Here is a 14,985-nt window from a genome sequence, read left to right as displayed (position 1 = left end):
ACGTTTTACTCAGTTAAAGGTAACTTTATGAAAGAGGTGAAAAAAATGGCAATTTCAAAAGAACTTAAAAATGAAATCATCAAAGAATACGCTATTCACGAAGGAGATACTGGATCCCCTGAAGTGCAAATCGCAGTTCTTACGTATGAAATCAACCACTTGAACGAGCACGCACGCGTTCACAAAAAAGACCACCATTCTTACCGTGGTTTAATGAAAAAAGTTGGACACCGTCGTAATTTGTTGGCTTACTTGCGTAACAAAGACGTTCCCCGCTACCGTGAACTAATCCAAAAATTAGGCTTACGTCGTTAATTTCGTGGCTAAGATATATGAAGCGAGATTCCACTGTGAATCTCGCTTATTTTTTGGGATTTTTTGGACAATGAGTGCAAAAATGCTGAGCAATCAGCTATAATGGAATGAGGCTCCCGCTCTACAGACCGCTACTATACAAATGTGAGCTTATCAGCATCAGTAGGTTGACATTTGTTTAGTAGTTGGTAGATGGGAAGCATCGCAAAAGGAGAATGATAATATGTCAGAAAAAAAAGTGTTCCAAATGGACTGGGCAGGTCGTTTGCTGCAAGTCGAAATCGGCCAATTGGCTAAGCAAGCCAACGGTGCGGTATTGGTGAGATACGGAGATACTGTCGTATTGACGGCTGCTGTAGGTTCAAGAGAACCAAAAGATACCGATTTCTTCCCTTTGACTGTAAACTATGAAGAAAAAATGTATTCAGTCGGTAAAATACCTGGAGGATTCATCAAGCGTGAGGGCCGTCCAAGCGAAAACGCAACGTTGACGGCGCGTTTGATCGACCGTCCGATCCGCCCGATGTTCCCTGAAGGATTCCGCAACGAAGTGCAGATCACAAACGTTGTCATGTCCGTTGAACAGGATTGCGCACCTGAAATGGCTGCTATGTTCGGTTCCTCTTTGGCGTTGGCGATTTCTGACATTCCATTTTTTGGACCGATCGCTGGAGTGAATGTTGGCCGTGTGGATGGCGAATATGTTTTGAATCCAACCGCTCCACAGAATGAAGCATCCGATATCGAATTGACCGTTGCCGGTTCGAGAATTGCCATCAACATGGTTGAGAGCAGTGCAGCAATAGTTAATGAAGAAGATATGCTTGGGGCATTGATGTTCGGCCACAAAGCGATCCAGGAATTATGCGATTTCCAAGATAAAATCGTAGCCGAAATCGGCAAGGAAAAAATGACAGTCAAACTTTTATCTTTGAATCCTGAACTTGTAGCTGAAGTTACCGCTGCTTATGGCGAAAAAATGACGGCAGCCATCATGACAGAAGAGAAATTGGCTCGTGAAGCTGCTATTGAAGATGTGAAAGCAGAAGCAATCGTGTTCTTCAACGAAAAGTATCTCGATGACGCCAACTTTGCAAAAATCTCCAAAGAAGTCCGCCAAATCGTGGAAGATATGGAAAAAGACGAAGTGCGCCGTTTGATCACAGTCGACAAAATCCGTCCTGATGGCCGTAAAATCGACGAAATCCGTTCATTGGCTTCAGAAATCGGGTTGTTGCCGCGCGTACATGGTTCCGGCTTGTTCACACGTGGACAGACGCAAGCATTGTCCACTTGTACATTGGCTCCGCTGGGCGAACATCAGATCATTGATGGCCTGGGCCTGGTAGACAGCAAACGATTCATCCACCATTACAACTTCCCACAATTCTCGGTCGGCAGCACCGGCAGAGCAGGAAGTCCTGGACGCCGTGAAATCGGTCATGGTGCTTTGGGTGAACGTGCATTGAAACAAGTCATTCCGACTGAATCCGAGTTCCCTTACACAATCCGTTTGGTTTCGGAAGTATTGGAATCCAATGGCTCCTCTTCACAAGCAAGCATCTGCGCCAGCACGTTGGCAATGATGGATGCGGGTGTACCGATCAAAGCACCGGTAGCGGGTATCGCAATGGGCTTAGTGATGGAAGGCGAAAACTACACAGTCTTGACGGACATCCAAGGTCTTGAAGACCACTTGGGCGACATGGACTTCAAAGTTGCCGGTACAAGCGAAGGCATCACTGCGCTGCAGATGGACATCAAAATCCAAGGAATCACCGAACAAATCCTGACTGAAGCGTTGATGCAAGCGAAAAAAGCGCGTATGGAAATCCTTGCTGAGTTGACAAGCACGATTGCAGCTCCTCGCGAAGAGTTGTCCCAATATGCTCCGAAGATCGAAATGATGCAAATCAAACCTGATAAGATCAAAGTCGTCATCGGTAAGGGCGGAGATACAATCAACAGCATCATCGAAGAAACCGGCGTGAAGATCGACATCGATCAAGATGGTAACGTGAGCATCGCTTCAGCTGATACGGCGATGATTGCCCGCGCGAAACAAATCATCGAAGAATTGACGCATGAAGTGAAGGTCGGCGAAATCTACGAAGGTACTGTAAAACGTATCGAAAAATTCGGTGCATTCGTCGGAATCACAAAAGGCAAAGACGGCATGGTCCACATCTCCGAATTGGCTAACGAGCGTGTCAAAGAAGTTGAAGACGTCTTAGCAATCGGCGACAAAGTCAAAGTCAAAGTCATTGAAGTCGATAGACAAGGCAGAATCAATCTGTCCCGTAAAGCACTATTGACTAAAGAAGAAAAGTAAACTGCTTATAACAGAATAATACTATACGCAAAGAACAGGCATAACCTTCACAAAAGAAGGCGATGGCTGTTTTTTTGCTGATTGTAGTTAAGATCCGTGCCCGAAAGAAAGCTGCTCCCAATTATTCTAATAATCCTGACTAATAGAGTAATATTGATTAATAATAGATTTTAATATTAAATCAATGAATTTTTTCCATAAAAGCGTTATTATGGTGTAAAGAGAAACAAATTTTTACGGCAACATTTTATGGATATATTCTCTGCGTATATCGTCTTCGTTATTGTAAGCGCTTTAAATATTTTTGTGACCTCATGATTCTCTCTGTGCAATCGACAGCAAAGTCAAATAATGGCTCAAATTTCGCCTCCAAGACTCTTTTATATTAAAATTGTGGATATCGCGAAGCTTCCATGTAAGATTTTGTTACAAATAATGGTATCATCAGAGAACAAAATAAAACAGTAAAGGATGAGTGCAATGCTGCCTGAATCTATTTTCTCACAAGGTCAAATGCCGACGCTCAAGGAAGTGTTGGCCTCAAGGGAACAACGTGCCTTTTTTGAAGAAGAAATCAGCAAAACGAACGCAAACCAGACTTTGATTTCCCTTAAATGCAATATTCCTGGACCAGTCAAATATAATGCCATCGTTAGACAGATTTCCGAAATCGGCATCCAAGAAGTAAAAAATGCGATTCAAACAAATAAATGGAAAGTCACCTATGAAAAATTGATGGACTTAGATACTGGTCCGGAATACTTTGTCGTCGTCGATACCTATCCGACTGCCGTGAAGCAAGCCGCCATCATGATAGAAGACGGCAGTTTGCTCGGCCAGCTGTTCACGATCAGCGTGTTTTATCTGGAAGAAGGCAAGATGATCGAGGTGCAGCGAATGGAAATAGGCTATGAACCGAGAACGTGCATGGTTTGTGGGGATGAAGCATTCGAATGCGAAAATGCGAATGTGCATAGTAGGGACGAGATCCAGAAAAAAATCGAATCCATACTGCAGGAGGACGGAAGAGTCCGATTAGATTAAGAAACCTTATCCAGAAAATCCGCGAAATCATCGAAAACAATAAAATAGTCAACATTCAGCATTCCAAGCAGAGATCCCGGACAGGGTTTCTGCTTGGAATGTTTTTTATTGTAATTAAAAAATAGATTAAAAAATTCTAATAAAGTATGGTAAAATGCTTAAGTGAAGGATGTTCAAATCCTAAAAAATAGATAATACAGAAAATGAATAAGTGAGGGATCAATGATGAAAGAGTATAATGTTGCCATTGTAGGTGCTACAGGTGCTGTCGGAGAAAAAATGCTGGGCTTGTTGGAAAATGCTTCTTTTCCGATAAAAAGTTTGAAGTTGTTGGCTTCTAAACGGTCTGCAGGCAAAGTGAAGACTTTCCGCGGACAGGAACTAGAGATTGAAGAAACGACCGACGACTCATTTGAAGGCATCGATATTGCCTTATTCAGCGCTGGGGGCGGCATCACGAAACAATTCTCCCCTGCAGCCATCAAAGCTGGAGCCATCGTCATCGACAATACGAGTGCTTTTCGTATGGATCCGGAAACGCCGTTAGTTGTTCCGGAAGTGAATCCGGAAGACTTGCGCAAACACAAAGGGCTGATCGCTAACCCGAACTGCTCGACTATTCAGATGGTGGTGGCTTTGCAACCAATCCGCGAAAAATTTGGTTTGGATCGCGTCATCGTTTCCACGTATCAAGCGGTAAGTGGAGCTGGCCTGCATGCTTTGGAAGAATTGAAAGCTCAAACCCAAGCGGTCCTGAACGGTGAAGAACCAGTTGCGAATATTTTACCTTGTGGTGGCGATAAGAAGCATTTCCCGATTGCATTCAACGCTTTACCGCAAATTGATGTGTTCAGCGAAGGCGGCTACACGTATGAAGAGTGGAAAATGATCAACGAAACCAAAAAAATCATGGGTGACAAGGACATCAAAGTTTCTGCAACTTGTGTGCGCATCCCCGTGATGTCCGGACACTCGGAATCCGTCTATTTTGAAGTTGACGACAAAAATGTTTCTGTCGCAGATATCTGGGAAGTACTGAAAGATGCTCCAGGAGTTGTCCTTCAGGATGATACAGCGAATCAAGTCTATCCTACCGCCCGCGAATCAGTCGGTAAGAATGAAACATTTGTCGGACGTATCCGTAAGGATGTGGATGTCGACAATGGTTTCCATATGTGGGTTGTTTCCGATAACCTGTTGAAGGGCGCTGCCTGGAATTCTGTACAGATCGCCGAAAAAATGATCGAAATGGGCCTTCTCTAGAATTTTTAAATGCAAATGAAGTAGTCCGTACCATCTGAAGAAAATGAATATGACAGGACCTGTCAAAGGGTGGACCGAAAAGGGTGTTTGATTAAACATCGTTCCCGGTCCGTTCTTTTTGAGAGGCCTTTTTTTTCACTTTCAGAAAACCAAAACAGAAACTGAAGCAAATGCTACAATTTTGCCAATAATCATGTATAATATAACAGAGAGGATATCGGTCACGTTTAGCCGAATGCGAAGAAAACGCATTCGCTTGTAGACCCTGAAGGCAGTTCGGCAAAGCAGCAGTGCTGATTTTCAGGGACGATAATACGGAGAAAGGCATTCAAACGATCAAAATAGATAACAGCATAGAAAGCTGAAAAATAAGAGGTGGTACAATGAGTAAAGTAAGAATAATTTCTCTCGGAGGTGTGAGAGAAAGCGGTAAAAACATGTATTTAGTGGAAGTGGACGATTTAATTTTTGTATTGGATTGCGGTTTGCTCTATCCGGAAAACGAATTGTTGGGAATTGATGTGGTCATTCCTGATTTCACGTATCTGGAGGAAAACAAAAATAAGATAGCGGGTATTTTCTTGACGCATGGACATGCGGATGCTGTAGGAGCATTGCCCTATTTATTGCAGAATATCGATGCACCTGTATTCGGTACTGGTTTGACGATTGCGCTGGCTAAACTGGCGGTTGAATCAACCGGATTGGCTACTGGCTTTGAGGATTACCATGTCATCGACGAGAACACCGAAATTGAATTTGAAAATACCAGCGTCCGATTCTTCAGAACTACACATACGATCCCGGATTCTGTAGGGATTTGTGTGAAGACGGAAGAAGGCAGCGTCGTCTATACCGGTGACTTCAAGTTTGATCAAAGCGCATCTCCGATGTATCGCACTGATTACGGCAAAATTACGGATATCGGCGAAGGCAAAGTTTTGGCGCTATTGAGCGATTCCGGAGATGCCGAGTCAACTACGGAAAATGTCAGTGACCGCAAGATTGAGGAAGAAATGCTTGATACCTTCATCAATGCTGAAGGACGAATCATTGTATCCTGTGTGGCAAGCAATATTTTGCGCATTCAGCAAGTTTTTGATGTCGCACTCCGAGCTAACCGTAAAATCTTTTTGACAGGACCGACTTTGGTTGAGACTGTCGATGTTGCCATGAAACTAGGAAAACTAGTCTTGCCGACTCCTGATCTGCTTGTAAATGTAAAGAACATCAATGATTACCGAGATGGTCAAGTTTTGGTACTGGAAACAGGCAACAGCGGGGAACCGTTGGAAGCATTGCAGCGGATGTCCAAAGGCAGACACAAACAAGTGAATCTTAAAGAAGGCGATTTGGTTTACATCACGACTACACCTTCGACCGCGATGGAAACAACAGTCGCAAAAACCAAAAATTTAATTTACCGAGCCGGTGCATCCGTGCGGGAAATATCGGGAACGTACAAAGCATCCGGACACGCTTCGCCTAACGATTTGAAATTGATGATCAATTTGCTTCGACCTATGTATTTCGTGCCTGTCCAAGGGGAGTACCGGATGCAGGCTGCACATGCCCAGTTGGCGAATGAAGTCGGTATTCCGTTCAAAAACATATTCATCCCAGGCAAAGGCGACGTCATCGAATTTGCAAAAGGCCGTATGCATATGACGGGACAGGTCCCAGCCGGTAATGTACTGATCGATGGTATCGGCGTTGGCGATATCGGCAACATAGTCTTGCGCGACCGCAAGCTGTTGTCGGAAGATGGCATCTATGTTGTTGTTGTGACTATTTCCAGAAGATTGAACAAAATTTTGTCGGGTCCGGAAATCGTTTCGCGTGGCTTCGTCTATATGAAAGCGAGCGAAGAACTTGTCAAAGAAAGTTCGAATATCGTCAGGGAAGTAGTAGAAGATAATTTGCATACAAAAGACTTTGATTGGGCCAAGTTAAAACAAGAGATACGTGATTCGTTGAGTCGTTATCTTTTTGAAAAGACGAAGCGCAAACCGGTCATTTTACCAATTATCATGGAAGCATCCAATTATCAGAAGAAGAGCTGATGTCCGTTTGCCGTAAAGGCAATAAAACGGATCGTTGTTGAAAAGGAGAGATTCATCTTTATGGGTTCTAATAGTATGAAGGCTTGGATCGAGGCAGCTCTGTTTGCTGTCCTCGCAATCGCCTTGGCATATGTGGCCATTCCATTGGGAGAATACACTACTGTGCTTGTTTTGTTGCCGTTGCTTTTCATTTCTCTCCGCAGAGGAATATTGCTTGGACTGGTTTCAGGAACACTGACTGGCCTTGCTTTATTTGCGCTCAAAGGAGAGGGAGCGGATGTTGGTGCAGATATCCTGACCCAAGCGGCACCGTTCGTTTTTGTGGGCATCGCAGGTTTTTTCGCGAAATTCACGCAACGCACATTGAACAATAAACGTTTTCCGAATGCCGCCTTGAATATATTGACAGCATCCTTTTTCGGAACGCTTGTCTATTTTGTTTGGGCACTGATTTCGGACATATTCCTAAGCGAGGAAGCAGTTCCTGCTGGTGTTTCTGCCTTTGCGCATTTTCTTCCGGAACAGGCGCTATCGTTTGCGGCAACTTTTGCCTTTAACGCAGTCGTTCTGGTGTTGATCGCAAAATTCGCGCCTAAAGCGTACATCCCAAAAGGCAGCCGTTTCCTGAGCAGAAAAGAAAAATCGAAACTGTTGAATGATTAAAAAATGGAAGGCGAAGGACGGATTTTAATTATCCGGACTTCGTCTTTCTGTTTTTATGGGCTCGTGTGCTATCATTAGTGGGTAACATATTTTGTCATTTTATTGATTTGGAGTGGTCATATGAGTATTTGGTCAATGATATTTACAGCAATCATCATTTTAAATACAATCGGTGCAATCATCACTGTCTTTAAAGAAAAGAGAGATGTCGCAGCCACTTGGGCATGGTTGCTGACGTTAAACCTCCTGCCGGTAGTGGGCTTCATCATCTATCTCTTTATAGGCAAAAAGATTTCAAAAGAAAACATCTATGATATGCGGACGCAAAAAAGCTTGGGAATGTCCCAGTTGGCGAAGGTCCAAATTGAGATGTTGGAGGATGAAGATCTGGCGCAAGGTTTGGTCGAAACCGACTATGCACAGAAAACAGCTATCCTGTTCCTGGAAAGTGATGAATCCATTTTGACTAAGGGGAACAAACTTGAAATATTCAAGACGGGTGAAGGTGTGTTTGATGCGCTCGTGCAGGACATCTACAAAGCTGAAGATCATGTGCACATGCTTTATTACACTTTTCGCTCAGATGATTTGGGTAAACGCATTCTGGCGGCATTGGAAGATAGGGCGGCAGCCGGAGTGGAAGTTCTTGTCGTTTACGACGCGATGGGTTGCAGAGGGAATGATTCAAAATTTTTCAATAACCTTGAAAAATTAGGTGGAAAGACGGAAGTGTTTTTTGGATCAAAAATACCTTTCGTCAATTTGCGGATGAACTATCGTAACCATCGGAAAATAATGGTGGTGGACGCGAAAGTTGCTTATCTTGGGGGATTCAATATCGGTGATGAGTATCTGGGGAAAGGGGAACTCGGCGAATGGCGGGATACGCATATGAAAATAGAAGGCAATGCGGTCCTGACACTTCAAAGTCGTTTCTTCATGGATTGGAATGCGGTTGCTAAGCCTAAGAATCGAAAAGATTATGCAGAGGCCTATTTCCCGATTGCCGATAAAAAAGGCGATACAGCCATGCAGATTGTAGCAAGTGGACCGGATGATGAAGATCAGACAATCAAAATGGGTTTCCTGAAGATGATCAGCCAAGCGAAAGAATCAATCTATATACAGACACCTTATTTTATACCAGACGAGAGTCTCCATGAAATGCTCAAGATTGCAGCTTTATCCGGTGTAAGAGTCAAAATCATGATCCCTTCGAAGCCGGATCATCCTTTCGTCTATCGGGCAACGGAATATTTTTCCAAAGACATCATAGAGTATGGTGCCGAAGTTTATATGTATCAGAACGGTTTCCTGCATTCAAAGGTGATGGTGGTCGACGATGAAATTGTATCGGTAGGCACGGCAAATATGGATGTGCGCAGCTTCAAACTGAATTTTGAAATCAATGCCTTTATTTATGATCGTGAAGTGGCTGAAGAATTGATCGCGAATTTTGATGAAGACCAGGAAAAGTGCATCCGTGCAACCCATGATTATTTCGCAAAACAATCGAGGGGTCGGAAATTCAAGCAAGCTTTTTCCAGATTGCTGTCACCGATACTTTAGACCTCAAGCGTACTTGAAACGAATAAAGGAGTACAAGACATGCCGTCAAAGACGGGTGCCTTGTACTCCTTTTTATATATGAATATACCATCGATTGATAAGAATTAACCAAGTTGGATTGCCAATATTTGACTGATATTCAGCAGGTAAGTCACTTTTTTGTCAGCGGTTGTGAACATGACTTGTCTTTTCGGGGTTACGCGGGAATTGAATATGCCGCAAACCAATGTTCTTGTGTATGATTTCGGTCCATGTTTTTCTTCGATCACAACATACACAGGGATGTGGTTTTCAAAGGCTTGATTAGCGAAACGGACAACTTGATGAATCGGCATTACTTTGTCCAGAATGGCTTCATTAATGGATTGGACGGATGAGAGTGGGCGCAGATATGTTTTTTTGGAAGGAGTGTGATTATTATTGGATACCGGATAGATGTAGTTTTGCATGCTGGTTCCTCCGAACGTGTGTTTGTCTTGTATTCCTATTATAAGAACATCTGTTCTTTTTTGCAAGCTATTTATTTTGCGCTCAACAAAATTTCACGACAGTAGGCATGCAATTCAACCTGCAGTATTGTCGTTTCGGCTGCAAATGGCCCAATATCCCCTCGTTATCAAGTAAAGTAGAGTCATGAAAAAAACGTGTTGGCCACACATTAATTGTGAAGGAGGAAAAAAGATACTTTCATTGCTTGGAGGAATCACCGTAAAAAATAAGCCGCAAAAGAGACTCCCCGAGGAGGGCTTGCATTTGATGCCAGCTTCTTGGGGATTTTTGTTCACAAAATGTTCATTTTAATATTTTGAAAGAATTTGAGAAAGTTTCTTCCTATTAATGAAACTGCGGTGGTTGTTGAAAACGCTGAAAATGGCGTTCAATTAGATTTGAACGGCCTTTACATTAACTGTATAATGAAATTACTGATTGGAAAAAAGATTATTTTTCCGAAGGAGAATCAAATGAGGGACGGAGGTGGAATGAAAGATGCAAATATTTGATGAAGTAAAAAAGATTGAGCAGGAAGCAACTGATCTGGAATTGGATTATCAGAACAAACTGCGCAAACTGGAACAGAACACGCAAGATAAAATAGGCGAAATGAAAAGGAATATCGAAAAAGAATTAGCTACTTTTCAATCCGAAGAACTTGCGAAAAAATCAGAGCAACTGGCAATTCTCAAGAACGCTTCCGCAGAAAGTGAAAAATCGGAAATCGAGAAGTTGCAGACTCGGTTTGAAGCGAAAGAAGAAGAACTTGTGAATGCCGTAATTGGGGAGGTGATGAGGAAATATGGCAATCGCTAAAATGAAAAAAATTACTCTCATTTCTTTTCACGAAAAAAAAGAGCAGCTATTGACGGCTATCCAAACGTTGCAGAGCTTAGAGGTCATCGATTTGCCTGCCGCAAAAGAAAATTTGCAAACCTTATCGCCTAAAGAACGAGAGTCAATTGAACAAAACATCAAGAAGACTGAAAGTTATCTCGAAAATGTCACGGAAGCCTTATCTTTCCTACAGTCATATCTGAAGAAGGAGTCTTTGATCAAACAGTATACAACCCCGAGACAATCTCTGTCTTTGGAAGAGTTAGAAAAAGCTGTGAGCGAATTTTCTTCGGATATTGTTCTGGATAAAGTGTTGGGTCTGAAGGCCGAACAGAAGAAACTCGAGGAAGGCAAGAAACATCTGTATGAACAAGAGGATTTTCTGCTTTTATGGAAAAAATTGTCATTCAACCCTACGGAGTCGGGAACGTTTGAACATGTCGCGGTCAAAGTGGGCACGATTCCTCAGACGCTTACCAATGATTACATCACCTATGTGACTTCCAATCCACTGGTCTATGCGGAAGAAATATTCCAGAACAAAGAATCATATGGGGCGGTGATTTTCTATGATCCGTCACAAATTAAGGATGTAAACGCTTTGTTGGACAGCAATCACTTCCAACCACTAGTTTATGAGTATGATTTACCGCCTGCAGAGGCATTGGTGGATGTTCAAAGTCGCATTCAAGATAACCGCGAAGCGCACAAGCAGTTGCTGGCGGATCTTTCCGACATGAAAGCAGAAGAGTGGCAGTTAATGCTACTGTCCGAGTTCCATTATGCAAAACTGCAGCGGATCAAAAGCCAACAATTGCTTGTCAACGAGAAACATCTCTTTGTCATCCAGGGATGGCTTGAAGAAGATAAAGTCAAAGAAATCAAGCGGACATTGACTGAGACTGTGTCGGAAAATGAATACGCATTGACGATTGACGATGCAGATGGATCGGATGTTTCAGTCATTCCGACCGTTTTGAAGAACAATAAGTTGATCACTCCTTTTGAGAATATCACTGCCATGTACAGTTTGCCGAAATATGATGAAATAGATCCCACACCACTATTGACACCTTTCTATCTCTTGTTCTTTGGAATGATGATTGCGGATGTCGGATACGGTCTGTTGCTCCTTATCGGAACATTACTGGCATTGAAGTTCCTGAACTTCAACAAAAGCATGCGCACCAATCTGCTGTTCTTTCACATTCTGTCCTATCCATCCATCTTGTGGGGACTTGTCTACGGCTCTTTCTTCGGACTCGAATTGCCGTTTGTGCTCTTGTCAACGAGCAACGACGCCAATACGATTCTGTTGATATCGGTAGTGTTCGGTGTTGTTCAGATTATGTTCGGTCTGGGCATCAAGACTTATTTATCCTTGCGCGACAAAGATCCGCTGGGTGCGATTTCCGGCAGTATTGGCTGGTTGGGGATTTTTGTGGGTCTCATCTTCATCCTGTTCGGGAAGATGCTTTTCCCGAGCCAAGTCCTTGTGACCGTCGGAGCAGCTGTCGCCATCACTAGCGCGGTCGCGATCGTGCTTGCTACAGCTATGGCATCGGATAACAAAGCGTTGGGGGCAGGTGCCGGATTATATAATCTTTATGGGATCACCGGTTATATCGGCGACATAGTCAGTTATACCCGCCTGATGGCTTTAGGGGTATCCGGGGGCAGTATTGCGGTCGCTTTTAACATGATCATTGATTTCTTGCCGGTTTGGGCAAAATTCACTATCGGTGCTGTATTGTTTGTTTTGTTGCACACCATCAACTTCGGTTTGTCCATGCTGAGTGCCTATGTGCACGGCGCTCGTCTAGCTTTTGTCGAATTTTTCGGCAAGTTTTACGAAGGTGGCGGAAGAGCCTTGGACCCATTGAAGACAGAAGAGAAATACATTTACTTAAAAAATAAAAAAGAAGCTTAACTATTGGAGGAATTATAAAATGGAAAATATGACATGGTTACAATATTTCATCGATAACAACGGTGGCATGATGTTCGCAGCTTTAGGCGTCGCTTTGGCGGTCGGATTGGCGGGAACGGGTTCGGCAAAAGGAGTCGGTATGTGTGGTGAAGCCGCTGCTGCATTGATCAAGGAACAACCGGAAAAATTCGGTAAATCATTGATTCTGCAACTGTTGCCCGGTACGCAAGGTTTGTACGGTTTCGTTATCGGATTCCTGATTTATCTGCAAATGTCTCCTGAAATGACCGTTGCACAAGGAATGTATTATCTGATGGCCGGTCTGCCTATCGCAATCACTGGTTTGACTTCAGGTATCGCACAAGGCCGTGTATCTACAGCAGGTCTGCAGATTTTGGCTAAGAGAGAAGAGCACAACACAAAAGGGATCATCTATGCTGCCATGGTTGAAACGTATGCCATCCTAGGATTCGTTACATCATTCTTGTTGGTATTGAACGCTTAATTCTCAAAAGCTCCATAAGAATTAAGGAAAAAGTAAGGAGATGAGAAAGCGTGAAAGATCTACAATCCTTGTCTGAACAGATCCTGAATAAGACAAAAGCAAAAGGACAAAGCAAACTAGAGGATGCTGAAAAAATTTCTGTCGCAAAGATAGAAGAGAGCAGATTGACTCTGGTTGAACAACAAAAGGCGCGCAAAGCTGCCATTTTGAAAAAAGTTGCCAACGATTTTGATCGTGAGCGACAAACCTTGAAGAATAAAGAGCGCAATGCTGTTTTGAAAGAGAAACAGGTCATCCTGAAATCGGTCTTCCAGCAAGCTTTAGAAAAAATGAACACGTGGGATGAAACCCATTTTGCGCAATTCCTGAACGGGGTGCTATCCCAAGCTGACGATTCGAAAGCCTACAGCATTGTTCCGGGCGCAAAATCGGTCGCTCACTTTAAGGGGAAAGAGCTACAACAGCTGTTGGTCAAATATCCCGCTGTCAAGATTTCTGAGGAGACCATTCCGAATAAAGCCGGATTCATCCTTCAGGAAAGTGGAGTCGACTACAACTATTGCTTCGATGATCTGATCGAAGATGTAAAGAACGACTTCGCAGCAGAGCTGGCGAATTTAGCATTCCAAGACGAAAAGTAAAGGAGGGGCACTATGCAAGAGATTGATTACAAAGGCGTCAATACGATACTTCGCACCTACGAATTAAAATTATTGGCGGAAGCGGATTACGATCGGATGCTGAAAGCCTCTTCTTTAAAAGATGCCTTGGATGTTCTGAAAGGTACCGGTTATGAGTTTGACGAGAAAGAAACACTGGTGAACAAAAATTTCGAAGGTTTTCTCATGAAACATCTGGCGGAAGTCTATAAGGAATTGTTCAGCATCACGCCGGTTGCTGAGATTGTGGAATTATTCGCGTTGCGCTATACCTATCACAACCTGAAAGTGTTGTTGAAACAACGTTTTTCGGGTGAAGATTTGGAGCAGCTGTTGATCCCTATCGGCAAATATTCCATAGCCAGTCTGAAGAAATTGGTCGAAACCGGCGACGGCAACGACGAACATCCGATTCTGATAGAGGGTGTTCAAGAGGCGATCCGCGATTTCGATGAAGGTCATCGCATCGAAGCAGCCACTATCTTTATGGACACTTATTATTTCAGGCATCTGCGTTCCATCAGCGACAAGCTCCAACATCCGAGCATCACGAAAATGGTGGATGGCATGATCGACCTCTATAACCTTTCGACCATGATCCGAAGCCTGAAACAAAATAAGCCCCGCGGTTTTCTCTATACGGTCTTATCCAGTTCAGGTTCGATTTCGAAACGTGATTTAATTGAAGAATCGATCAACGGACCAGGCGCGGTCATGCGTAAATATTATTTCAGCAAAGAATACGGTACACGCTTATCCAATATGATTTCCGAGACAACAAATGAAGTGGACACACAGAAGCTGGATAAACTTGTGGATGAACTGACCTATGAATTGATTGCAGAAGGCTTGTACCAACCATTCGGTCCGATTCCCTTGTTGGGTTATCTGTTTGCCAAAGAGAAGGAAGTCACCAATATTCGCTTGATTTTGGTTGGCAAAGACAATCAGATAGATGAACAAATTTTGAGAGAGAGGATGCGACCTGTATATGGCTCATAATATTGCAGTTGTGGGAGACAAAGATTCCATCCTTCCTTTTAAGATTTTGGGCTTCGCAGTATTTGCATGCCATAATGCCCAGACTGCCCGTGAAACGGTAGATCGCCTGGCGATGGAAAATTATGGGATCATTTACCTGACGGAAGAAATGGCAAAAGAAATACCTGATACAGTGCGCAGGTATGACAGCAGTGTCCAACCAGCCATCATCCTGATTCCGAACCATAAAGGTACGTTGAATATCGGGAAAAGCCGCATTCAGGAGAATGTGGAAAAAGCAGTTGGACAGAATATCTTATAATTTGGAGGGG

At 43.3% G+C, this 14,985-nt stretch carries 14 protein-coding genes; 13 read left to right on the top strand and 1 reads right to left on the bottom strand.

From position 1 onward, the window contains the following. Positions 1-45 precede the first annotated feature (45 nt). The 7 genes from rpsO to cls all read left to right on the top strand — a co-directional run bounded on the left by rpsO (position 46) and on the right by cls (position 9,249). On the top strand, positions 46-315 hold the full coding sequence (gene rpsO / locus C7R56_RS06920) for a 30S ribosomal protein S15 (RefSeq protein WP_086628176.1): 270 nt from the start codon (positions 46-48) through the stop codon (positions 313-315). A gap of 223 nt (positions 316-538) precedes the next feature. Next, positions 539-2,647, top strand: coding sequence for a polyribonucleotide nucleotidyltransferase (pnp, locus tag C7R56_RS06915; protein ID WP_107995840.1), 2,109 nt, complete (start codon positions 539-541; stop codon positions 2,645-2,647). Between the two features lie 480 nt (positions 2,648-3,127). Then, positions 3,128-3,691, top strand: a complete 564-nt coding sequence (citX, locus tag C7R56_RS06910; protein WP_159072188.1) for a citrate lyase holo-[acyl-carrier protein] synthase — start codon at positions 3,128-3,130, stop codon at positions 3,689-3,691. A gap of 222 nt (positions 3,692-3,913) precedes the next feature. Further along, the gene (locus C7R56_RS06905) at positions 3,914-4,954 is read left to right on the top strand and encodes an aspartate-semialdehyde dehydrogenase (protein ID WP_107995838.1); all 1,041 of its coding nucleotides are present in this window, start codon (positions 3,914-3,916) and stop codon (positions 4,952-4,954) included. 383 nt (positions 4,955-5,337) lie between these two features. Next, positions 5,338-7,017 carry a ribonuclease J gene (locus C7R56_RS06900; protein ID WP_107995837.1) on the top strand — a complete coding sequence of 560 codons (1,680 nt, stop codon included), beginning with the start codon at positions 5,338-5,340 and terminating at the stop codon, positions 7,015-7,017. A 60-nt stretch (positions 7,018-7,077) separates the two neighbouring features. Continuing rightward, positions 7,078-7,680, top strand: coding sequence for an energy-coupled thiamine transporter ThiT (locus tag C7R56_RS06895; RefSeq protein WP_107995836.1), 603 nt, complete (start codon positions 7,078-7,080; stop codon positions 7,678-7,680). Between the two features lie 120 nt (positions 7,681-7,800). Then, positions 7,801-9,249 (top strand): cardiolipin synthase, encoded by a 1,449-nt coding sequence (gene cls / locus C7R56_RS06890; protein WP_107995835.1) that lies wholly within the window; start codon positions 7,801-7,803, stop codon positions 9,247-9,249. Positions 9,250-9,353: 104 nt separating this feature from the next. Here the strand turns inward: cls and C7R56_RS06885 are convergent, their stop codons facing one another. After that, complete coding sequence (locus C7R56_RS06885; protein ID WP_107995834.1) at positions 9,354-9,698, bottom strand: hypothetical protein; 345 nt, start codon at positions 9,696-9,698, stop codon at positions 9,354-9,356. 538 nt (positions 9,699-10,236) lie between these two features. Between C7R56_RS06885 and C7R56_RS06875 the strand changes: the two genes are divergently transcribed. Genes C7R56_RS06875 through C7R56_RS06850 form a run of 6 tightly spaced genes read left to right on the top strand, consistent with a single transcriptional unit; the run spans position 10,237 to position 14,975 of the window. Next, the gene (locus tag C7R56_RS06875) at positions 10,237-10,557 is read left to right on the top strand and encodes a hypothetical protein (RefSeq protein ID WP_106448726.1); all 321 of its coding nucleotides are present in this window, start codon (positions 10,237-10,239) and stop codon (positions 10,555-10,557) included. Continuing rightward, the gene (locus C7R56_RS06870) at positions 10,544-12,508 is read left to right on the top strand and encodes a V-type ATP synthase subunit I (protein ID WP_107995832.1); all 1,965 of its coding nucleotides are present in this window, start codon (positions 10,544-10,546) and stop codon (positions 12,506-12,508) included. Before C7R56_RS06875 ends, C7R56_RS06870 begins: the two co-directional genes overlap by 14 nt. Before the next feature lie 28 nt (positions 12,509-12,536). Further along, positions 12,537-13,013 (top strand): V-type ATP synthase subunit K, encoded by a 477-nt coding sequence (locus tag C7R56_RS06865; protein WP_407701483.1) that lies wholly within the window; start codon positions 12,537-12,539, stop codon positions 13,011-13,013. Between the two features lie 50 nt (positions 13,014-13,063). After that, positions 13,064-13,654, top strand: a complete 591-nt coding sequence (locus C7R56_RS06860) for a V-type ATP synthase subunit E (RefSeq protein ID WP_107995831.1) — start codon at positions 13,064-13,066, stop codon at positions 13,652-13,654. Positions 13,655-13,666: 12 nt separating this feature from the next. Continuing rightward, entirely contained in the window at positions 13,667-14,674 is a 1,008-nt protein-coding gene (locus tag C7R56_RS06855; protein WP_107995830.1) for a V-type ATPase subunit, read from the top strand. Continuing rightward, positions 14,664-14,975, top strand: coding sequence for a V-type ATP synthase subunit F (locus C7R56_RS06850; RefSeq protein ID WP_107995829.1), 312 nt, complete (start codon positions 14,664-14,666; stop codon positions 14,973-14,975). The genes C7R56_RS06855 and C7R56_RS06850 overlap by 11 nt, the downstream gene beginning before the upstream one ends. The last annotated feature ends 10 nt before the right edge of the window (positions 14,976-14,985 follow it).

Origin of the sequence: Trichococcus paludicola (assembly GCF_003052295.1) — a bacterium.
GTDB classification, from domain to species: Bacteria; Bacillota; Bacilli; order Lactobacillales; family Aerococcaceae; genus Trichococcus; species Trichococcus paludicola.
Note: the sequence above shows the minus strand (reverse complement) of the source record. Positions and strands in the feature narration are given on the sequence as shown.